The following is a 21,676-nucleotide window of genomic DNA, read 5'->3' as shown; positions in this document are numbered from 1 at the left end:
CGTGGATAAACGGGGTATGAGTGCGACATTCGTCGCCTACGTGATTGGTGGACTGTTGCCGATCTACAAAGTATTTGCTGCTGGTATTCCAGCATGGACGGTCGTTTCAATTCGGATATTGAGTGCGTTCATCTTCGTGACGTTGTTACTACGCCTGACGAAGAAATTCCAATTCGTTCGTCAATTATGGCAAAACAAACGCCAGCGCTATACCGTTCTTGCGGCAGGGCTCGTATTAGGCGGGAACTGGTCGCTCTATCTGTACGCCATCGGGGAAGGGTATATCGTTGAGTCGTCACTCGGGTATTACATCAATCCGCTCGTCAGCGTCTTGTTCGGTTTGATCTTTTTTAAGGAACGATTGACGCGTCCGCAAGTGATTGCAATTTTATCAGCAATCATCGGTGTGATGATTTTAACGCTCGGTTATGGTCAATTTCCGATTATCGCCTTTTCGCTTGCCGTCTCGTTCGCATTTTACGGTGTGCTGAAGAAAAAGGCAGCAGCCGAACCATTATCCGGATTATTTTTAGAGACACTCGTCACGCTTCCGTTCGCTCTCTTGACGCTTGGTGTGACAGATAGTCAACCGCTTGCGATGCCGACGAGTGCATTGATTGCGATCATCATGCTCGGAATCGCAACAGCAGTCCAATTGATGTTATTCGGATACGGAATGCCGAAAATCCCGTTTGTCTACGTCGGGATTCTCCAATACATTGCCCCGACGCTGACGCTGCTCCTTGGAATTTATCTATTTAATGACGTCTTTACAACGATTCACTTCATCGCTTTCCTGTTCATTTGGATTGCTGTTGCTCTATTTACGATCAGCGGTTTATCGGCAGGAAAGATGCGAATGAAGAAGGTATCATAATGAAAGAAGGGATTACGTGAATCTACCAGGATTCTTTGCGACACTTGTCGCGTATATCATTTGGGGACTCTTACCGCTCTACTGGAAGATGCTCGCCAATGTACCGAGTGAAGAGATACTGGCACACCGCATCATCTGGTCATTCTTATTTCTGCTCATCCTATTATCATTTCAAAAAGCGCTTGGGAAGTGGAAGACGGCGCTGCGCGATCCGTTCACGCGCCGACTCTTTTTCTTAAACGGACTGATCATCAGTCTGAACTGGTTCATCTATATCTGGGCCGTCAATCATCAATTTATTGTCGAGGCATCGCTTGGCTATTATATCAACCCGCTCGTCAGCATCGTCTTCGGTGTCGTATTCTTTCGTGAAAAACTCTCACGGATCGAGTGGGTATCGATTGTCCTTGCGACAATCGGTGTCTTGATTTTAACGATTGGCTACGGCGAGTTTCCATGGATTTCGATCGCACTTGCCTTAAGCTTCGGCTTTTACGGCGTCGTCAAAAAGCGGCGACCGCTCGAATCAACGGTTAGTCTGACGCTTGAGACGATGGCGCCGCTTCCGCTTGCCTTGATTTTTCTCGGGTATTGGCAGGTGCAAGGGACGTCTTCGATGACCGAATCCGTTGGTACGACGACCGGACTCATCTTGACCGGGATCGTCACCGCCGTTCCACTTTTGTTATTCGGATTTGGGGCACAACGGATTCCATTCACGTGGGTCGGATTCCTCCAATTCGTCGCACCAACCTTGTCGCTCGGACTCGGTGTATTGCTTTATCATGAACCATTTACTAAAACACACATGGTGGCGTTTACATGTATTTGGACAGCAGCAATCGTCTTTACGCTCAATGGTGTCTGGATTCGGAAAAAACAGCTCCGAAAAGTCGCGTAAAAAGATAGAAGTCTGACCTCTTGCGTGATAGAATAAAAACAGAGTCTAAGGGATACCCTTAAGGAGGACAACAAACATGAATTTAGCAGGAATGATCGACCATACGGCACTGAAGCCAGAAACATCACGTGCTCAGATCGAAACACTCTGTAAAGAAGCATTAGAATACAAATTCGCAAGCGTCTGTGTTAACCCAACATACGTCGCGTTAGCAGCAGAACTCTTAAAATCAGATGACGACGTCAAAGTATGTACAGTCATCGGCTTCCCACTTGGAGCAAACACACCAGAAGTGAAAGCATTTGAAACAAAAGATGCGATCCAAAACGGTGCAACAGAAATCGATATGGTTCTCAACATCGGCGCATTAAAAGATGGCAATCTTGAGTTAGTTGAACGTGACATTCGTGCGGTTGTCGAAGCGGCAAACGGTACACTCGTTAAAGTCATTTTCGAAAACTGCCTTCTTACAAAAGAAGAAATCAAAACAGCTGCTGAACTTTCAGTTAAAGCAGGTGCTAACTTCGTGAAGACATCGACTGGTTTCTCAACTGGTGGTGCTACAGTTGAAGACATCCGTCTCATGCGTGAGACAGTTGGTCCTGACATCGGTGTTAAAGCATCTGGTGGTGTTCGCGACTTCGAAGGTGCAAAAGCAATGATCGATGCAGGTGCATCGCGTATTGGTGCATCAGCAGGAATTGCAATCGTTACAGGCGGTACGTCTGATAGCGACTACTAAGAATATCTGACATGTCCCTCTTTTTAAGAGGGGCATGTTTTTTTGTTATGAAAGTATTCTGATTTTAAATTTTGTATTAAGAAGTCAGACATCGCTTCCGATAATCAGATGTAGAATGTTGGAAGGGTGTGGAATAGATGAAACGATGGAGTGGAATCATCCTGGCATCGACACTTAGCCTCGCAGGGTGCGGTAGTGTCATTGATGATCCAGAACGAGCAGTCAAGGAAAGAAAGGAAATGGCAGTCGTCTTGTCTGATGTGGGTCTTGGCGATCAGTCGTTCAGCGATGCGGCAATGAGTGGTATGGCGTTGTTACGCGAGAAGGAAGGCTGGTCGATCGATTACCGAGAATTGAATGAAACGAAGACTTATAAAGCAGCATTCGAAGCGTTAGCGAAAAAGAAGCCGACCGTTATCGTCGGACTCGGCTTTATGGGACAGACGGATCTTGAAACGGTTGCTAAAAAATATCCGAAACAACAATTCGCCTTGATTGATGCTGTTTCGACGTTACCGAACGTGCTCTCGGTTACATTCAAGGAAGATGAGGGTAGTTACTTAGCCGGTGCTGCGGCAGGGATCCAAACGAAGACGAATACGATTGGTTTCGTCGGTGGGATGAAGTCACCTCTGATCGAAAAATTCGAAAAAGGATACATAGCTGGCGCAAAAGCCGTCAATCCAAAAACAAAAGTACTCGTCGAATATGCTGAAGACTTTGCAGCGCCCGAAAAGGGACGGACGCTCGCAAACGAAATGATGCAGAAAAAGGCAGACGTATTATACGCAGCTGCTGGATTGACGGGAAGTGGTGTCCTTGAGGCAGCACAAACGAAGGGGAAAAAAGCCATCGGTGTCGATAGCGATCAGACCGCGATTGCACCTGACGCCGTCATGACGTCAATGCTAAAACAAGTTGATCTTGCGATTACGAAAATCGGACAAGATGTAGCTGCGAAAGGTCTACAGTCCGGACAAGTCGTCCTTGGCGTCAAAGAAGGAGCGATCCAGTTGGCTCCAATCCGAAATACGAACTTTACGGACGGAGAACGAAAAAAATTAGAGCAGCTGCAGCAAGATGTGCTCGAAGGTAAGGTGACAATCCAATGACGTTACGGAAACGATTTTTACTCTCCACGTTAGTGACGATTTTGAGTGTCGTCATCTTGATGGGATGGACTTTGTTCCAGCTCCGTCAAATTCAGTCCTACAACGAAGATTATGGGAAACAGCTCGTTGAGATCTCAGAACTTGAAACGAAGCTCTTATACGAACAAGCAGCCTGGAACCGACTGGCAAGCCAACCGTCTGAGAGTCAGGCGGAGCAAGTACAGGCACTTAGTAAAAAGAACGAACAAGCATTAAACGAATTACAGAAGACTTATTTGATTCCGGCGTTCCAAGAAGAGTTGAACCGGGCAGATATGAAGTATAAGACGCTTGCGGCGAAACGAACGGAACTGACGGATGCGATGAATCCGATTGAGATTCGCTCGCACGCTGCACAGATTGAAGGGGTCCTCAGTGATCTCTACACGTTACATACGAAAAACGGAGAATTTTATGATGTCTTACAACGTGAAGCAAAAGACGAGACATTAAATTTGACGCGGACCGTCCTGATTGCGACATTCGCCTTATTGGTTGGTCTCGCACTATACAACTGGTACTTTGCACGTAGTATCACGCGACCAATCAGCCGTGTCGTTCGAACTGCTGAGCAGATTTCAGACGGAGACTTGTCGCAAGAACTAGTTGTTTCTGGTCGAAAAGATGAGATTGGTCGACTCGAGACAGCGGTTGCGCAGATGCAAGGAACATTGCATGAGGTCATCGGAACGATTAGTCGTTCGTCGAACACGATTCGTCAGATGAGTACGGAAGCGACGACAGAGAACGCGAACATCGTTGAAGTATCGGGAAACATGACCCATGCGATCAATGAGATGGCAAGTGGGACACAAACAGTGTCGGACGATATCCAGACGACAGTCAGTACGATGTCCGATATGCAACAGCTCTTTGAAGAGAGTGAACAACGTGCACAAACGGCTTATGCAGAAGGACAGGCGGCCGATCACGTGATGGTTCAAAGTAGTTCCGTCATGGAACAGCAAGCACGGTCACTTCGCGCGTCAACAGAACAAAATCGCGAACTCGGTCAGAAACTGGAAGGTTTCTTAGAACAGACGCAACAAATTGAACAGATGGCACAACTTGTCGCGGGAGTCTCCGCGCAGACGAACTTATTGTCACTCAATGCGGCAATCGAAGCGGCACGGGCTGGAGAAGCTGGTCGAGGATTTGCCGTCGTGGCAAGTGAAGTTAAAAAGTTAGCAGATGAGACACACGAAGCGACGCGCTCGATCTTCTCGCTTGTCCGTTCGATTCGTCAGGACGGTGCTGTTTTACAAGAAGCACTCGTGCAAGCGGAGCGGGAGCAGACAAATCAGGTCGAGAACTTTACGCATGTTCAACAAGCTTTCGGTGAAACACGTCAAAAGGTAGCGAGTGTGACGGAAACCCTCGATTACGTGACGAAACAACTCGTTCATTCGAAGCAACAAGCCCGCCATGTCGTTGGTCAAGTCAGTACAGTCAGTGGTGTCATGGAAGAACTTGCAGCTGGAAATGAAGAGATCGCTGCTTCGATGCGTGATCAACAGGCCTCGTTTGAACAGATTCATCAATTGATGCAAGAACTCGAGTCGACGACGACGTCGCTTGACAGTCAGACACATCAATTCAAAATTTAATGAACACAGCAAAAAGTGCACTCCTTCTCGGGAAGAGAAGAAGTGCACTTTTTCTTGAATCGACTTAGAAGAAGCTTTCTGGGTCGAGCTCATTCGTCCGTCCATTCGCATCATACTGGTACCCACCATCGTGGATTTCAAAATGCAAGTGTGGACCAGTTGAGTTACCGGTGCTTCCGAGAACACCGATTTGCTGTCCTTGTTTGACTTGTTGTCCCTGTTTAACGTTCAAGGCATTCATATGGGCATAAACGGTCGTATACGTTTTCCCGTCGATATTATGAGAGATATAGACGTGGTTGCCGTAAGGACCACCTGAACTTGCTAAGATGACTGTCCCGCTTGCAGATGCAACGATTGGCGAGTTGAGTGGACCAGCGAAGTCGGTTCCATTGTGGTACGCATAACCATTGCTTCCGCTTGCTGCACCCATTCCTTGCGAAACAGAGCCTTGAGCAGGTTTGATGAATTTACCTTTTGCTTTTGAGATGACTTTCGTGCTGGCCTTACTAACAGATGCTGGTGCTGCCGATTGTTTCGCAGCTTTTGCGGCAGCTGCCTTTGCTGCTCGTGCTGCTGCTTTTTCAGCTGCTTCCTGTGCCTTCAGTTGGGCCGATGCCTCTTTCAGGCTTAGGATATTGGATTCAATTTTTTTCTTTTGCGACGTCAGACGCTTCAAAAGTTCTGTGCGCTTTTGTTTTTCTTGTTTCAGTTCACGTTGTTTCTTTTTTAAAACATTACGATCTTCAATCAAGTCTTGGCGTGTCTGCTTTAGTTCTTCTTTCGCAACTGCCAGTTCTTTTTTGTTTGATTCGTAATCTTTTAACAAAGAAGCATCGCTTTCCGCGATTGTATTGAAGGCATTGAAGCGGCTAATCATATCACCGACATCTTTTGCGCCGAATACGGCCTCAAGCAGCGGAGCGTTATCGGCTTTCGACTGACGGACCGCCAGACGATCACCGAGCATTTTTTCTTGTTTCTTGATTTTCTTTTGTAGCTTCTCGATTTTATCTTCTAATCGAGCAATCTGTTTCGTGTTTTCGTCGATTTTCTTTTGATTCTCGACGACTTGTAATGTCAGCCCATTAATCTGTTGATCCAGTGCGTAGACTTGTTGTTGTGCTTTAGATAACTGGTTATTCTTTTGAGACAACGCCTCACGTTGCTTCGATTGTTGTTGCTGGTTTTGTTGTTGCTTTTCTTTATATGAACTTGCCGCGTCGACGGGAGTTGTCGTCATGAGCGGACTTGCGAGTAAAGTGAGTGTCATGAGCGATAGCCCAATTGACTTTCCGAAAGGTTGTTTCATAAACTAAGCGTCATTCCTTTCCCTTGTATGAAGTGTTACCTTTCCCACTCTAACAAGAAAATCGGAAAATCAACTTTACAATTCTTTTAAAAAAATGCAAGAGAAGCTAGCGAAAAGTATGAAGAATTTATGAAAATAATAATGCATGAATAGAAGGATAAATAGAAAATGTTGATATGAAAGGAAAAATCATTGTGCAATTGATTGATTTCCGAATGATGTCAGAAGATATATTTTTGTAACATCGTATAAATAGAAGGTTTATTAATGTTTGAAAAAGGTATAAATATAGTTTTTGTAAAATGAAAAAGTGCCCCGAAAGGCACCCTATACGCATCATTCCTCATAAATCATCTTTCGTGTCATCCCGCCGTCTAGGACCAGTGTTTCTCCCGTCAAGAAGTCGTTATCTGGATGTGTTAGATAAAGAGCAGCACGTGCGACATCACTTGGTTTTCCGACGCGACCGGCTGGATGCTGACTGTGGTCTTCGGGTGATAATTCTTGGTAGTCACCGGTTTCGATCCAACCCGGAGCAATCGCGTTGACGAGAATTCCGTCTTCTCCGAGTGAGACAGCAAGTGCATGGGTCAGGGCAAAAATGCCACCTTTCGTCGACGCATAAGATTCTGTATGCGGTTCCGACATGAAGGCGCGGGTCGAAGCGAGGTTGACGATCCGACCACCACTTTTACTTTGTTTCAAATAGGGTGTAGCGGCCTTAGTCGTTAGAAAGATGCTACGCAGGTTCGTATGATGAACCCGATCCCATTCCTCAAGCGACAATTCGAGTAAGGGTTTTCGGATCATGATACCGGCGTTGTTGATGACGATGTCGATGCGACCCGTATGTTCAATCGCTTTTTCGATCAACAGTTGAACGTCTTTTTCATGTTGGATATCGAGGTGATAGAAGTAAGCCGTCCCACCATCTTCTTCAATTTGTTGAACTAGTTCGTCTCCTGTCATTTGATCGATGTCAGCAAGAACGACATTTGCGCCATGCGTAGCGTAGGTGCGGGCGAGTTCTGCACCAATTCCATTCGCCGCTCCCGTAATGATGACGGTTTGATTAACATGATTCATAAAAATCATCCTTTCTGTAACGCTTCTCTCCCTTTTTTACCGTTCCATCATATCCTGAAACCTGACAGGATTATCATACGTAGGAACAGGGAAATAGAAAAGCGTTGAAGTTACTTTAGAATGGGGGAAAACAGGAATGAAATTCTCAAATCAACAATTAGAAAAACAACAAAATCAATATGCCGAAGATGCAAAAGATTATATCGATCGTCCGAAAAAGACGAACTCGCTGTTACAACGAGCAACTGCTAAAGTGAACGGGAACTCTCGTTTGTCCGTCGTCTTCTCGCCGTTGACGTTGTTCGTCGATATGATTCGCGCGTACCAGTCAGGTGAATATCGCAACATTCGTCGTACGACGATTTTAAAAGTAATCGGAGCGTTGATTTACCTCGTGTCACCGATTGATCTCGTACCTGATTTCGTACTCGGATTTGGTTTCGCAGACGATATCGCCGTCATCCTTTTCGTCACGAAAACAGTCTTTGAAGAGTTGACACGTTTCAGTGACTGGCAAGATGAACAACAAAAGCGTCGTACGCAACCATTACAAAGTGAGGATGCGTATTAATCAAATAATGATCCGAGCGACTTCACTATGAGAAGTCGCTCTTCTTTGTCTACGGAGAGCCGTTTCCTGTACGCCTTCTTGAAAGTTCGATACACTAGAAATAGTTGGTAAAGAGAGAGGGGGGCGAAGATGGGACACCAGTGGATGGAATCATACGGTTATATCGGGATTATGATGACGCTCATGTTTCCATTCATACCGAGCGAAGTACCGCTCGCGTATGCCGGATATCTCGTGCATACCGCACAGGCGAATCTTTTATTCATGTTGTTCCTCGCTGTAGTGAGCTTCGTCATTAGCCAGAACCTCTTCTTTACGATTGGTCAGTTCGGGAGTGAACGGTTATTGAATCGTTTATTCAAATGGTTTCGGATTTCGGAAACAAAAATGCTTCAGTTTCAGACACAAATGGAGACAAAGGGACGCTATATCCTTCTTCTGTCTCCGATGTGGCGCATCGGATTTGCGATTGGTGCCGGTCTGACTGGTGTTTCACGCTGGACGTTTACCGTCGTGACGACGATTTCCTTTTTCCTTTGGTCAGCGATTTTCATTTGGGGCGGGAAAGCCGTCGGACATGAATGGCGAAAATTGCACCACCTCAATCATCCAATAGTTTGGATTGGTTTAGGCGTGTTGATTACGGTTGGCTACTTGATTCAAAAAAAGAGAAAAGCAAAAAAAGAGATCTAAAAGGAGTGGGAACATGGCAATTATCTTATTCGATATTGACGGTACATTGATTGATTCAACGGAACAGATGACAGAAGCAATCCATCGAGCGATGGAGGACATGCCGCATCTTCCAAAACCTTCTCAATCGAGTGTACAAGCGAGCTATGGTTTGGCGGGAAGTGCCTTTTGGCGTAAGGCGATTCCGGAAGCTTCAGAAGAGGATATTCGGTTGATTCGTAAAAAAAGACATGGTCATCTAGAAGCGACGATGGCAGAACAGAACGTCTTGTTCGACGGAATTCGATCTTTATTAGAAGCGCTAGTTTCCGCTGGACATACCATTTCAACAGCGAGTAATTGTGGCAACCACTATCTAAACCTTGTGCTGGATAGCCAGAGAATTCGTTCATTCTTCACGAGTCCGAAATGCTTAGAATCCGTCAACGGGAAAGAAAAAGCGGATATCTTACGAGCTCACCGTGAGGAGTTTGGGGAAGCAATATACTGGATGATTGGGGATCGGTCTTCCGATGTCGAAGCGGCCCGTAAGGAAAACATGCCGGTCGTCTTATGCCAGTATGGTTTTGGGACACAATCCGAGTGGGATTCGGCGGACCATGTCATCGAGACACCGCTTGACTTACTGACAGTGATCAAATAAATGCACAAAAAAGCCAAGCTCAATCCGTCGATTTTTTAGACGGTCGGCTTGGCTTTTTTGTGATGAAAGAACGCTAACGATGAACTTACTCAAAATCCAGTCGGTATGGCTCTGCACTCATCCATGGACGGAATCTCCGGAAGAGCAGATGGAACAATAGACAAAGAATGACGGGCAAGACGATGAATAATCCGAGAACGAATGTCATGTTGAACAATGTCCAGCCCCCTGACATCAGATGTAACGCATTGATCGGACCGATTAGACCAGACATCCCGAAGCCGGCACTAAACGGCGTACCTTGGACGCCGAGCATTCCTGCTAGTGCGCCAAGGATAGCAGCACTACACATGACAGGTAGGATCATCAATGGATTACGTATGAAGTTCGCCATCTGGATTTTAGGAGAACCAAGAAAATGAGCAATCGACGTTCCGCGTGAATTCGCTTGCCACCCGGCAATCGCAAGACCGAATCCAGCGGCACAGACGCCTAGATTCGCAGCTCCGGCGGCAACACCGGATAAACTGATGGCTGTCGCAATGCCGACCGTTGAAAGCGGAGAAACGATAAGTACGGAAAAAGTAATCGCAATTAGAATACCCATTAAGACAGGTTGAAGTGCTGTAAAGTCTGAAATGACATGTCCGATCGCTGTCGTGATCCGTGTCACGAACGGGTACGTTAACACACCGATCCCACCGGCACCGACAATCAAAATCGTTGGCATGACAAGTACCGTATACGTCTTGAAACGCTCACCGATCAATAAGACGATTGCTGTCGCAACAGCTGCCGTCAGACCAGCATTGATGACGTCGCCCGTACCGACGAAGACGAAGGTCGCATCTGCACGGGTCGCAACACCTGAGCCAACGACCGTCGCGAGTCCAATCGACGTGGTCGCAATCGGTGTCACTTTAAATTGCATGGCTACGGCAACACCAATCACCATCGGCAAAAGGCGCATCGCGAGTGTGGTGGCATCTAAAACATGTTGGGCTCCGGATACGTATGGCAACAATGCCTTAGCGAGTTCACCGAGTAGTGCTCCTGGGATAAGGGCAACGAGAATTCCGATACTAAGTCCGTTTAAAACATGAACGGCAAATTGACGCGGCTGGCGCAAAATAGATGAATCCATACAAGTCCTCTCCTTATGTAACGCTTTTGTGCATAACAGTATAAAAGTTATGAATTGTTTTTTATCTTACGGCAAGAACAGAAGGACGTCAAGAAAAAGTTAGAAAATTCCAAACGAGCAAAGGATTCGTCTTTCAGAAACGGAATTGTTACAGTGAAGAAGTACATTGAATGAGGAGGTCATGAATCATGTCAGAACAACGTATCGTATTAGCAGCACGACCAAACGGAAAGCCAACAGGGGAAACATTCCGCTATGAATCATTTGAGTTAACAGAGCTGAAGGAAGGACAGGTCGCACTGGAGTCACTCTATATCTCGGTCGATCCATATATGCGGGGTCGTATGAACGATGCGCGTTCTTATTCGCAACCATTTGAGATTGATGAACCGATTCACGGAGGTGTCGTAGCGCGTGTCATCGAGTCTAAAAGTGAAGGGCTCAAGTCTGGTGATGTCGTCGTCGGGATGCTCGATTGGGCAACAAAAGCAGTCGTCGATGCGAAAACCGTTCGTAAAATCGATGAGCAGATCGCACCTATTTCAACAGCACTCGGTGTTCTCGGAATGACAGGGATGACAGCGTATTTCGGATTGCTTGATATCGGGAATCCACAACCAGGGGAAACGGTCGTCGTATCAGCAGCAGCAGGGGCTGTTGGATCAATCGTTGGTCAAATCGCTAAAATCAAAGGAGCACGTGTCGTCGGAATCGCAGGAAGTGACGAAAAGCTACAACACTTAAAAGCAGATCTTGGTTTTGACGAAGTCATCAACTATAAAACGGAAGACATCCGAGAGGCATTGGACCGGACATGTCCAGACGGGATCGATGTCTATTTTGAAAACGTCGGCGGAGAGATTGGTGATGCAGTCCTTGATCGACTCAATCCATTCGCGCGGGTACCAGTCTGCGGTGCCATTTCTGGATATAACGCACAACAGGACATTGGTCCACGTGTTCAATCGAAATTAATCATCGCGCGCGCGCGTATGCAAGGTTTCTTAGTGGGCGACTATGGAAAACGTTTTAAAGAGGCAGCTGAGCAACTTGGTCAATGGGTTAGTGAAGGGAAGTTGCAATACGAAGAGACGATCTTTGAAGGATTCGATCGTGTACCAGATGCGTTCCTTGGCTTGTTCGAGGGTTCGAACACAGGGAAACTACTAGTAAAAGTTAAGTGAACATGCCAAAAGAGGTTGCGGAATCATTTCCGCAACCTCTTTTTCTATGGCGTGAGATTCACGAATTTTTTCGATCGCGCTCGAGCTCTTCTGGATCAGGATCCGGATGCTGTGTTTCCGCAGGCTTGATTCCGGGATCTGATGTCTCAGCTGGATCAGGATCCGGATGAAGACCAAAGTCTGCCTTTTCATCTGGTAAATCATGATTTTTTTCGTTTAACATGTCCAGTCATCTCCTTTTATCAGTACGTAGTAATGTTTCCCCGTTTTTTAAATCCAAAACAATGAGAGTGCATAGGATTCGTTTTTGAAAACATGTGAATGACTTCCACGGACAAGAAAGCGAAACTGGTCGATTTCCTAGGAAATACAGGTTGACTGAACTGGAATGTAAGGAAAATCCAAAAAAGCTTCACTAAGTCTTTACAAAAACCTTGCAAGTCCTTCAAGTAGCCTTTGAACTGCTTCCGTAGACTAAGAAAGAGTTGAAAAGAGGAAGGGTGTTTACGTGTGAGTGATCAAAAATGGAAACGACAAATCATGCAACAACTGAACTGGGTCCGCGAAGAGAAAAAACGGCTTACGAGCGCGACGACCGCAAGTAAAGATGCACTCGAAAAACTCCGTCAGTTAGACGTCTTGCGACTGCCGACGGTTCGAACTTCTAATAATACGACGACACGTTATCGACAAAATAGCCAAGCATCACTGCTGAATCAATTGGATGTCTCGGAGATTCCGGTCCGGACGACGACGCGTTACTATGAAAAGCGACCAATCGAGATGGCAATCGTCTGCTCGGAATTCATGTATGCCTATTATGAAGATGCCGTTCATCTCCACTACGTCAATGCGCATACATTCGAAGAAGTCTTCGAGCGTGAGATTGATCTCTTTTTAGTCGTTTCCTCATGGAAGGGGTTACGAGGAGACGATTGGAAAGGTGTCGCCACACCGAATTCAAAGAAACGCCAACGACTGCTTTCGATGATGCAGGAAGTCAAAGCCAAAGGAATTCCAGTCGTCTTTCAATCGACGGAAGATCCGAGCAATCATGAACGGTTTCAAGACGTGGCGCAAGCTGCCGATTATGTCCTGACTTCAGATGAGGCGATGATTCCTGAATACCGCGTCTTATGTGGTCATGATCGGATCATGGCGATGCCGTTTGGTGTCAATCCATTGATTCACAATCCGATCGGAGCGACACGTAGCCGAAAGAAAGGCGTTTTATTTGCCGGTAGCTGGATGGCGAAATATCCGGAGCGCGTGAAAGATACGGAGATGTTGTTTGATGGGGTGATGCAATCCTCGCACGAACTCGATATCGTGGACCGGAATTATCATCTCGACTTACCAGCCTATCAGTTTCCGGAGCGCTATCAATCACGGGTCGCACCAGCGATTCCTTATGATGCTTTACAACAAGTCAGTAAATGTTACGACTGGGTCTTGAACCTGAATAGCATCAAATACAGTAAAACGATGTGTGCTCGTCGCGTCTATGAATCGCAAGCACTCGGGAATTTGATCCTGTCGAATTACAGTATCGCCGTCAACAACGAGTTTCCGAATATCTTCACCGTGCATGACGCACAGGAGGCGACGGCGATCGTAGAACGTACGTCGCAAGAAGAAATCGAACGATTGCGAGCAGAAGGACTTCGTGCCGTCATGACGGAACATACAGTCTTCGAACGGATGGATCAGATTCTAGCGTTCATTGGACGAGTACCTGAGACACGGGAACATCGCTTATTAGTCGTTGTCGCTCAAGACGGGGAAGCCATTCGTAACGCAATCGATCGCCAAAGTCTCACACCAGACGAAATCGTCTCAGCGGATACGTTGACGGAGCAAACCTATGATCAAGCGGATCTCGTTGCTTGGATGGATGGACAGGAATCCTACGGCGAATATTATTTAGAGGACCTCGTGAATGGCTTTAAATATAGCGATGCCAGCATCGTCCGAAAGGGAAGCGAGCATCCGTATCATGTACAAGAGATGAGCGGTAGCCGAAACGGTGCGATCGTTTGGCGGTCAGCTATCGGATATGACATGTTCCAGGCAGATGAGCTGAGCGGAAAAACACTGTTGCTTGATCAATTTGAGTGGAACGAGCAGACGGTAGTTCCGACGAATCAGACCCCGCAACTGTCGGTCGTCGTTCCGATCTATAACAATGGGAAACACCTCACGTATAAATGTTTCGCCAGTCTAACGCGGATGGATCGATTCATGGATTCGGAGATTTTACTCGTAGATGATGGATCGACGGACATAGCGACACGTCAAGCCGTAGAGCGTCTCGCGCGACGCTATGGAAATGTCAGAACTTATTTCTTCGAGACAGGCGGAAGCGGTAGTGCTTCACGTCCGCGTAACAAGGGAGTCGAGATGGCACGAGCTGACTATGTGACGTTCCTTGATCCGGATAACGAGGTACTCAGTGATCGATATGCCTTTTTGCTTCAAGAACTAGAAAAAGATCCATCACTTGATTTTGTAGCAGGGCATATGAAAAAGCTTGCCGAGAAGACGAGCATCATCGCCTTGCCGACGATTCGTAAACAAGGACGAACGGTTTGTGAGGATCCGAAAGCTTTTCTATTGAAACATCGGTTTGCGGTACAAAGCATTCAAGCACTCGTCGTCCATCGTATCTTCCTGCTTGAACATCAATTGGAACAAGTCGTCGGTGCGGTCGGTCAGGACTCCTTGTTCTTCCAAGAATTGATGCTTCGCGCGAACCGTGTCTTACTCGTCAATCGAGTCATCCATTATTATTACGCAGCCGTTGCAGGATCAACCGTGAATGCATTGACGGTGAAGTTCTTTGAACGAAGTGTCGTCCGAGAGCGGGCACGAGCTGAGAAATTCGCTCGTTATGGAGTGCTAGAGGAATACAAGGAAACTCGATTCGAGCATTTCTTTGAGCATTGGTATCTTGTCAAGTTACGCTACTGCAGTGATAAGGACTTTGCACCGAGTGTCGCATTACTACGCACGATCATCGGATTCTATGAACCAATCACGTTGACGAACCCGTTGATTCGTCGATTCATGGAGCTTGCAGATCGACAGGAGACGGATCGACTTCAACACTTACTACTCGAGGAGGTGCAAAAATGACGGCATCGATGAAAACAGCACGCCCCAAGGATCAAATCCGAGCTGCCTACTACGATCAGTTAGGCGGTGGATTCGGTAAAAAAGTCCGCGCGCGTGTTCACTGGATCGTTCGACAAGCAAAAGGAGAGCACATTTTAGATATTGGTTGTTCGGGTGGAGTCGTCCCGATTTTGCTCGGACGCGAAGGGAAACATGTCATCGGGATCGATGTGTTACCAGAAGCGATCATCGAGGCCAAACAAGCGTTACTTGAAGAACCGGCATCCGTTAAAGAAAAGGTGGAATTACATGAAGCGAATGTCATGACGTACACACCTGACATTCAATTCGATACAGTCTTGATGACGGAAGTACTGGAACATATCGGGGAGCCAGAGCGCTTTATCGCCCGTGCCGTCTCGTTCATCGCACCAGAAGGACGACTCGTCATCACAGTCCCATTTGGAGTGAACGATTATGCTGATCACAAACGGACGTATTATTTAAACCGACTGCTTGAACAGTTGACACCCTTCGGTAAGATCGAGACGATCGAGCGGATTGACAAGTGGCTTGGGATCACGATTCAAGTCTATCCGGAACCTCAATCCGGTCGATCGATTCTACCGGCGGAAGTCGAATGGCTTGAAGACGCCTTTGAAGAGGTGGAACGATTGCATCTCGCAACGATCATTGATTTAAAACGCAAGCAACAGAATCTAGAACGAAAAGTTCAGCGGTTAGGGGAACAAACGGACCAATTGGAACACGCTCAAGTCGAATTGCTACGTCATGAACAGCAACTACAGGAACAGCGTGAACAGTACAAGATGCTCGAAGAACAATATGCCGTACTGCTTGATCGATTCGAAGGATCATTGGTGACAAATCTGGAATTGCTGGAGGCGAATGCATCATGGAAATCAAAATACCGCTCACTCGCGCGATCAAAGCTCGGAAAAATCGTCGTCCGCTACTGGAAGTTCCGACGTCAACTCAAGCAGCGCCGGAGTCGTCGATGAACGTCTTGATGATTTGTCAAAATTTCTATCCGGAAATCGGGAGTGCGGCAAACCGAATGAAGAATATCTTCAAGCGGATGGAACAAGCGGGAAGTGACGTCCATGTGTTGACGTCAGAACCGCTCTATCCGACGGCAGAACTTTATACGGACTCGATGTTCTGGGATGAACCGAGCCTCGATACGGCACATGTAACCCGTATCCAACCGCGTGACGTCCGGGCGACGAATAATTTATGGCGGCGTCTTCGCTTGTTCGTGGAACAATTCGTGCTCGCGGTAAAAGAAGTGCGATATGACCCGAAATCCTATGCCTACATCTATGCGACGACGCCATCCATCTTCATGGGGCTCGTCGGGGTCGTCGCGAAACATGTCAAAAAGGCTCCTTTGATTCTCGATGTACGTGATTTATGGCCGGAATCGTTGATTGGCGTCGGAATCACGAAATCGCGTCTCTTATTGACTCCGCTCTACTGGCTTGAAAAGTGGATGTATCGTCAGGCAGATCAATTGGTCATCAACAGTGAGGGGTTTCGATCATATATTGAGGGGCGGGGCATTGCACCGGAAAAAATTCATTACATCCCGAACTCCATCGAGGAAAATGAGTGGTTGATCAAACGCCGAAAAGTATCGGAACAAGTGCGCGTCGTGTATACAGGGAATATCGGACTCGCACAAGATGTGTTCTTGTTGCTTGACGTCGCACAGGAACTTCAACAAGAACAGGATATCTGCTTTCAAGTCGTCGGTTACGGCTATCACAAGCAAACGTTCGAACGACTCGTCAAGGAACGTGGATTGACGAATATCGAGTTTCTTGACGCGATGCCACGCTGGGATGCGTTGAAACAACTCGCGAAGAGTGACATCGCCTTTGCGACACTCGTCGAGAGTACAGCGTTCGATACAGTGACACCAGGCAAAATCATCGACTACATGGCGATGGGCTGTGCCATCGTCGGTGCGGTATCCGGTCATGCGGCGCATGTCATCGAAGAAGCAGGAGCCGGTTATGTGTCTGTCCAGCGGAAAAAAGAGGAGATCGTTGATCATATTCTCGAGTTATCACGAAATCCAGAGAAACGTGCAGCGATGGGACGGGCGGGTGTGGATTACGTCCAACGCCATTTCGATTGGGAACAAAATGAACAGCGCTTGTTTGAAGCCATCGAACAAACGCAGTCACGAAAGGCGGTCGCAGAATGAAGCGCATTGGAATGTTTGTTTGGAATCCGTTTACGAATGATGCCCGTGTCTTACGTGAATGTACGGCACTTGTCGAAGCAGGACACCGCGTGGACCTATACTGCTTAAATGACGGAACACTTCCAGAAGTCGAATACCCGATGTCTGGGTTTCGCGTCATTCGAATCGACCGGACGCCACCTTTTGCGAGGTGGCTCCCGTTCTTTCGCAAACGGAAAAAACGGACCCTTGTTATCGGATTGATGGGTGCGCTTCTTGCGCCATGGCTTATTCCCGTGATGCTCGTGCTCTTTTTACTCATGCGAAGTCGATTCATCCGTTACGCCCTATATAACAGTTTCGGCATTCTTCGTATGACACGTACTGCCCGGAAGCATGATTATGACGTCATGCATGCGAACGATGTCAATACGTTACCACAAGCGATTGGGGCGGCGCGTGGTGCACAAATCGTCTATGACTCGCATGAAGTCCAGACCGATCGGACAGGATACGGAAGCATGCAAGGGAAATTAGAACGCTGGTTGCTTCGATTCGTCGACCAGACAATCGTTGAAAATGACACGCGTGCAGATTATCATCAAAAATTATATGGAACCCGACCATCCGTCTTGCACAATTATCCGTTTTACGAACCGATTATTCCGCAACCGCGACCGTTACGCGAAGAGTTAGCACTCGCACCAGACGAGCCGATTTTGTTGTATCAAGGCGGGATCCAGGAAGGACGTGGACTGGAGCGACTCATTGAAGCGATGCCGTTCATCGATCGAGGAACACTTATTTTCGTTGGAGATGGAAAGTTAAAAGGGAAACTGATGCAACTGGCCACGCAATCATCGGAAAAGTCTCGTATCCGCTTCATTGATAAGGTTCCGCTTGCTGAACTACCCAGTTACACGGCAGCGGCGACGGTCGGCTTTCAAGTCCTCCAGAACGTTTGCTTCAATCATTATTCCGCTTCTTCGAATAAACTATTCGAATACATGGCGGCGTTGATTCCTGTCATCGCGGCCGACTTACCAGAAATCCGTCGTGTCGTCGAAACAGAAGGAGTTGGATTAATCGTCGATGTCGAATCACCGCAGAGTATCGCCGAGGCGGTCAATCGTCTAGTGAAGGATGAGAACTTGCGACGGGCGATGCAGGAACGAGCAAGCGTAGCAAGGAGACAATACAACTGGGAGCAAGAAAAAGGTCGACTTCTTGCTGTCTATGACTCGATTTTCATGGAATCTGGCGCAAAATAAGAAAAATAGTCAACGACTCGAAGGGAAATCCACGTGCAATGAAGGCGGATTCCTGACGAGTCGTTTTGTTTCATTCGAATAGACACGAAGGATTCGCGAAAGCTTCATAAGATTTACAAAAACGATAGAAAACACTGGAAATGTAAGGTCTGTGAAGAATGGTTTAAGAGATGGTTAAAAGCATTGGAAAGCAAAGGAAATGTCGTTATGGTCTAGTTACAGCCAAGCCACAGACCGTTCGTTGGCTAGTATGACTAACTCGATGGAGGAATGACAAAATGAAACTTTGCACAATCGGACTAGGATATATTGGATTACCTTCTTCTGCGATGTTCGCGGATCATGGCACGGAAGTCGTAGGTGTCGACATCGATCCACAAATCGTCAATCTTCTGAACACGGGAACGATTCATATTGAAGAACCAGGACTCGAGGATGTCATCAAACGAGTCGTCGCGAACGGAAAATTCCGAGCGACACTTACGCCAGAACGAGCAGATGTCTTTTTAATCGCCGTTCCAACTCCTAACTTAAACGATACGTATAAATCGTGTGATTTGAAATATGTCATTTCAGCGGTTAATAACATGCTACCCTTCCTTGAAAAAGGGAACGTCGTCATCGTCGAATCGACGATTGCGCCACGAACGATGGATGATCATGTCCGTCCCTTAATCGAAGCAGCTGGATTTACGATCGGTGAGGACATTTATGTCGTCCATTGTCCCGAGCGTGTCTTGCCAGGACAAATCTTACATGAACTTATCCATAATAACCGAATCGTTGGTGGATTGACGCCAGCGTGTGCGGAGGCAGGTGCTGCCGTTTACGAAACATTCGTTCAAGGTGAAATCGTCCGGACAGATGCGAAGACAGCCGAAATGTCGAAGTTGATGGAGAATACGTTCCGCGATGTCAACATTGCTCTCGCAAATGAATTGACGCAAGTATGTCATCAGCTAGAGATCAACGTCTTAGATGTGATTGAGATGGCAAACATGCACCCACGGGTGAACTTGCATCATCCGGGACCGGGAGTGGGTGGTCACTGTCTCGCAGTGGATCCGTACTTCATCGTCGCAAAAGCCCCATCGCTTGCTCGCATCATTCATACGGCACGACAAACGAACGTTCAGATGCCACAATTCGTTGCCGAACAAGCAGCTCGTCTCGTCGGTTCGCGTGTCCGACCAAAAATCGCCGTCTTTGGTGTCACGTATAAAGGAAACGTCGACGACATGCGCGAGAGTCCAGCTGTCGAAGTCATTGAACAATTACTCGACCGTGGACTTGACGTCGCTGTCTGTGATCCGCACGTCGAACGCTCGATTTCGACACGTTTCGAACTCGTCGATGAGCTGGAGGCGATTCAAGGCGCCGACCTAGCGCTTGTCTTAGTCGACCACGATGAATTCAAACAATTCGATTCACGTCGTCTCGCAAACTACATGCGGACACCGTTACTCTTTGATACGAAAGGGATCGTCAATGAGCTCGACGCTGTCAAAGTCCTGAACTTCGGTAATTTGCATACGCACCGCGTGACGGAAGTGGATGCGAAAGCGATATGAACGCGTTACGAACGATTGGGGGAGAGCTGAAGGATCATCTATATCTGATCTTTCGGCTCTCGCTTTATGAAACAAAGAGTCAATATAGCATGCAATACCTTGGTTGGTTTTGGGAGATCATGACGCCACTTCTCCAAATCGGTGTCTACTGGGTCGTATTCGGCTTCGGGATTCGTGGTGGTCATCCAGTCGATGGAATTCCGTTCGTCTTTTGGCTCGTCAGCGGATTGATTGCTTGGTTCTTCATCGGCAGTACGATTCCAAGTGGTTCCCGGTCGATTTATGGTCGGGTCGCCCTCGTCTCGAAGATGCATTTTCCACTAAGTACGATTCCGGCGTATGTTATTTTGGCACAATTCTACCGTCATCTCGCGATGATTGCTTTGACAATCATTTTAGGGTGTGCCTTCGGTTACTTCCCGGGATGGCATACGTTTGAACTCCTATATATCGTACCGGCGGGCGTCGTATTCCTCTATGCGGTTTCCTTATTGTTATCCGCACTTGCGACGATGATTCGAGATGTGCAAAACATGGTGACATCTGCGATTCGCATGCTGATGTATTTAACACCAATCATGTGGATTCCGCCAGATCACTCGTTATTCAAGATGTTGTTGATGTTAAACCCACTCGTTTATTTGATTGAGGGATATCGGTCCGCACTCATCGGAACGGGTTATCTGCTCGATCATATGTGGTACGGCGTGTACTTCTGGTGTATGACGCTCGCAATCTTACTTGTTGGAGCATCGATTCACATTCGATTCCGACGCTATTTCATCGATTACGTATAGGAGGGAGAACGATGGGTCATGTCGTGTTTGAGAATGTATCGAAACGGTACATGCTCTATGCCCGACCGATCGACAAGCTAAAAGAAGTGTTGTTCGGTAAGGTGAATGGAAAATCGTTCTATGCTCTGAAGAACGTCTCCTTTTCTGTGGAAGAGGGAGAAATCGTCGGTGTCGTTGGCATCAACGGAAGTGGGAAATCGACACTATCGCATCTGCTTGCTAACGTGACACCACCGACGTACGGTCGGGTCACATTGGGTGGAAAGTCAGCCTTGATTGCTATCTCTAGTGGATTGAATAGTCAACTGACGGGGCGAGATAACATTGAATTAAAAGGGCTGATGATGGGCTTGACGAAACGACAAATCGAGACGATTACTCCAGAAATTTTAGAGTTCGCTGATATTGGGGAGTTCATCGATCAGCCGGTCAAGACATATTCGAGCGGCATGCGAGCTCGAATTGGTTTTGCGATCTCGATTCATATTAATCCAGATATCTTGATCATCGACGAAGCACTCTCAGTCGGAGACCAAACGTTTACCGAAAAGTGCCTCGATAAGATGCGTGAATTCCGCGATCAAGGGAAAACGATTTTTTTCGTCAGTCATTCGCTCAGCCAGGTAAAGAGTTTCTGTACAAAAATCCTTTGGTTGGAATACGGGGAAGTACGTCTATTTGGTCCGACGAACGAAACGTTGGCTGAATACAATAAATATCTATATTGGTACAAACAGTTATCAAAAAAGCAAGCCTCCCATTACGTAGCTAAGAAACGAACGGAACGGATCGGTTCCGTG

Annotated in this window: 19 protein-coding genes and 1 pseudogene; 16 read left to right on the top strand and 4 right to left on the bottom strand. The window is 47.1% G+C overall.

Annotation, left to right across the window (positions count from 1 at the left end; genetic code table 11):
• Nucleotide 1 precedes the first annotated feature (1 nt).
• The 5 genes from rarD (AYO36_RS10315) (at nucleotide 2) to AYO36_RS10295 (ending at nucleotide 5,278) form a co-directional block, all read left to right on the top strand.
• The gene (gene rarD, locus AYO36_RS10315; protein WP_050676933.1) at nucleotides 2-877 is read left to right on the top strand and encodes an EamA family transporter RarD; all 876 of its coding nucleotides are present in this window, start codon (nucleotides 2-4) and stop codon (nucleotides 875-877) included.
• Between the two features lie 16 nt (nucleotides 878-893).
• Nucleotides 894-1,778 (top strand): EamA family transporter RarD, encoded by an 885-nt coding sequence (rarD, locus tag AYO36_RS10310; protein WP_050676932.1) that lies wholly within the window; start codon nucleotides 894-896, stop codon nucleotides 1,776-1,778.
• 76 nt (nucleotides 1,779-1,854) lie between these two features.
• On the top strand, nucleotides 1,855-2,520 hold the full coding sequence (gene deoC / locus AYO36_RS10305) for a deoxyribose-phosphate aldolase (RefSeq protein WP_064300337.1): 666 nt from the start codon (nucleotides 1,855-1,857) through the stop codon (nucleotides 2,518-2,520).
• Nucleotides 2,521-2,657: 137 nt separating this feature from the next.
• Nucleotides 2,658-3,632 carry a BMP family lipoprotein gene (locus AYO36_RS10300; RefSeq protein ID WP_058704806.1) on the top strand — a complete coding sequence of 325 codons (975 nt, stop codon included), beginning with the start codon at nucleotides 2,658-2,660 and terminating at the stop codon, nucleotides 3,630-3,632.
• Entirely contained in the window at nucleotides 3,629-5,278 is a 1,650-nt protein-coding gene (locus AYO36_RS10295; RefSeq protein WP_064300336.1) for a methyl-accepting chemotaxis protein, read from the top strand. The genes AYO36_RS10300 and AYO36_RS10295 overlap by 4 nt, the downstream gene beginning before the upstream one ends.
• 64 nt (nucleotides 5,279-5,342) lie before the next feature.
• On the opposite strand, the gene AYO36_RS10290 is transcribed toward AYO36_RS10295, so the two are convergent.
• Together AYO36_RS10290 and AYO36_RS10285 are read right to left on the bottom strand one after the other, a co-directional pair.
• Entirely contained in the window at nucleotides 5,343-6,590 is a 1,248-nt protein-coding gene (locus AYO36_RS10290; RefSeq protein WP_064300335.1) for a murein hydrolase activator EnvC family protein, read from the bottom strand.
• A gap of 336 nt (nucleotides 6,591-6,926) precedes the next feature.
• Nucleotides 6,927-7,676, bottom strand: coding sequence for an SDR family NAD(P)-dependent oxidoreductase (locus AYO36_RS10285; protein WP_050676928.1), 750 nt, complete (start codon nucleotides 7,674-7,676; stop codon nucleotides 6,927-6,929).
• Between the two features lie 136 nt (nucleotides 7,677-7,812).
• Between AYO36_RS10285 and AYO36_RS10280 the strand changes: the two genes are divergently transcribed.
• The 3 genes from AYO36_RS10280 to AYO36_RS10270 all read left to right on the top strand — a co-directional run bounded on the left by AYO36_RS10280 (nucleotide 7,813) and on the right by AYO36_RS10270 (nucleotide 9,583).
• Nucleotides 7,813-8,247, top strand: a complete 435-nt coding sequence (locus AYO36_RS10280; RefSeq protein WP_064300334.1) for a YkvA family protein — start codon at nucleotides 7,813-7,815, stop codon at nucleotides 8,245-8,247.
• Nucleotides 8,248-8,376: 129 nt separating this feature from the next.
• Nucleotides 8,377-8,940 carry a DedA family protein gene (locus AYO36_RS10275; protein WP_050676927.1) on the top strand — a complete coding sequence of 188 codons (564 nt, stop codon included), beginning with the start codon at nucleotides 8,377-8,379 and terminating at the stop codon, nucleotides 8,938-8,940.
• Nucleotides 8,941-8,953: 13 nt separating this feature from the next.
• Nucleotides 8,954-9,583: an HAD family hydrolase gene (locus AYO36_RS10270; protein ID WP_064300333.1), complete on the top strand. Its 630-nt coding sequence runs from the start codon at nucleotides 8,954-8,956 to the stop codon at nucleotides 9,581-9,583.
• Nucleotides 9,584-9,668: 85 nt separating this feature from the next.
• On the opposite strand, the gene AYO36_RS10265 is transcribed toward AYO36_RS10270, so the two are convergent.
• Entirely contained in the window at nucleotides 9,669-10,727 is a 1,059-nt protein-coding gene (locus tag AYO36_RS10265) for a PTS sugar transporter subunit IIC (protein WP_050678355.1), read from the bottom strand.
• A 188-nt stretch (nucleotides 10,728-10,915) separates the two neighbouring features.
• Here AYO36_RS10265 and AYO36_RS10260 point away from each other — a divergent pair, with 188 nt between their 5' ends.
• Nucleotides 10,916-11,911, top strand: coding sequence for an NADP-dependent oxidoreductase (locus tag AYO36_RS10260; RefSeq protein WP_064300332.1), 996 nt, complete (start codon nucleotides 10,916-10,918; stop codon nucleotides 11,909-11,911).
• A 58-nt stretch (nucleotides 11,912-11,969) separates the two neighbouring features.
• Here AYO36_RS10260 and AYO36_RS16905 read toward each other — a convergent pair whose 3' ends face one another.
• On the bottom strand, nucleotides 11,970-12,134 hold the full coding sequence (locus tag AYO36_RS16905; RefSeq protein ID WP_197484521.1) for a hypothetical protein: 165 nt from the start codon (nucleotides 12,132-12,134) through the stop codon (nucleotides 11,970-11,972).
• Nucleotides 12,135-12,421: 287 nt separating this feature from the next.
• Between AYO36_RS16905 and AYO36_RS10255 the strand changes: the two genes are divergently transcribed.
• From AYO36_RS10255 to tagH, 7 genes and pseudogenes are all read left to right on the top strand, one after another.
• Nucleotides 12,422-15,046 carry a glycosyltransferase gene (locus tag AYO36_RS10255; protein WP_064300331.1) on the top strand — a complete coding sequence of 875 codons (2,625 nt, stop codon included), beginning with the start codon at nucleotides 12,422-12,424 and terminating at the stop codon, nucleotides 15,044-15,046.
• Entirely contained in the window at nucleotides 15,043-16,047 is a 1,005-nt protein-coding gene (locus tag AYO36_RS10250) for a class I SAM-dependent methyltransferase (RefSeq protein WP_064300330.1), read from the top strand. Before AYO36_RS10255 ends, AYO36_RS10250 begins: the two co-directional genes overlap by 4 nt.
• The gene (locus AYO36_RS10245) at nucleotides 15,942-17,258 is read left to right on the top strand and encodes a glycosyltransferase family 4 protein (RefSeq protein ID WP_231884702.1); all 1,317 of its coding nucleotides are present in this window, start codon (nucleotides 15,942-15,944) and stop codon (nucleotides 17,256-17,258) included. Before AYO36_RS10250 ends, AYO36_RS10245 begins: the two co-directional genes overlap by 106 nt.
• A complete protein-coding gene (locus AYO36_RS10240) occupies nucleotides 17,255-18,508 on the top strand; it encodes a glycosyltransferase family 4 protein (RefSeq protein ID WP_064300328.1) in 1,254 nt (417 codons plus the stop codon). Before AYO36_RS10245 ends, AYO36_RS10240 begins: the two co-directional genes overlap by 4 nt.
• Nucleotides 18,509-18,786: 278 nt before the next feature.
• Nucleotides 18,787-20,079, top strand: a complete 1,293-nt coding sequence (locus tag AYO36_RS10235) for a nucleotide sugar dehydrogenase (RefSeq protein ID WP_023467466.1) — start codon at nucleotides 18,787-18,789, stop codon at nucleotides 20,077-20,079.
• Entirely contained in the window at nucleotides 20,076-20,876 is an 801-nt protein-coding gene (locus AYO36_RS10230; RefSeq protein ID WP_023467468.1) for an ABC transporter permease, read from the top strand. The genes AYO36_RS10235 and AYO36_RS10230 overlap by 4 nt, the downstream gene beginning before the upstream one ends.
• Nucleotides 20,877-20,887: 11 nt before the next feature.
• Nucleotides 20,888-21,628 (top strand): annotated as a pseudogene (gene tagH, locus AYO36_RS10225) (teichoic acids export ABC transporter ATP-binding subunit TagH); the annotation flags it as partial.
• Nucleotides 21,629-21,676 lie beyond the last annotated feature (48 nt).

This window comes from Exiguobacterium sp. KKBO11 (genome assembly GCF_001644945.1).
In the GTDB taxonomy this organism is placed as follows: Bacteria; Bacillota; Bacilli; order Exiguobacteriales; family Exiguobacteriaceae; genus Exiguobacterium_A; species Exiguobacterium_A abrahamii.
Note: the sequence above shows the minus strand (reverse complement) of the source record. Positions and strands in the feature narration are given on the sequence as shown.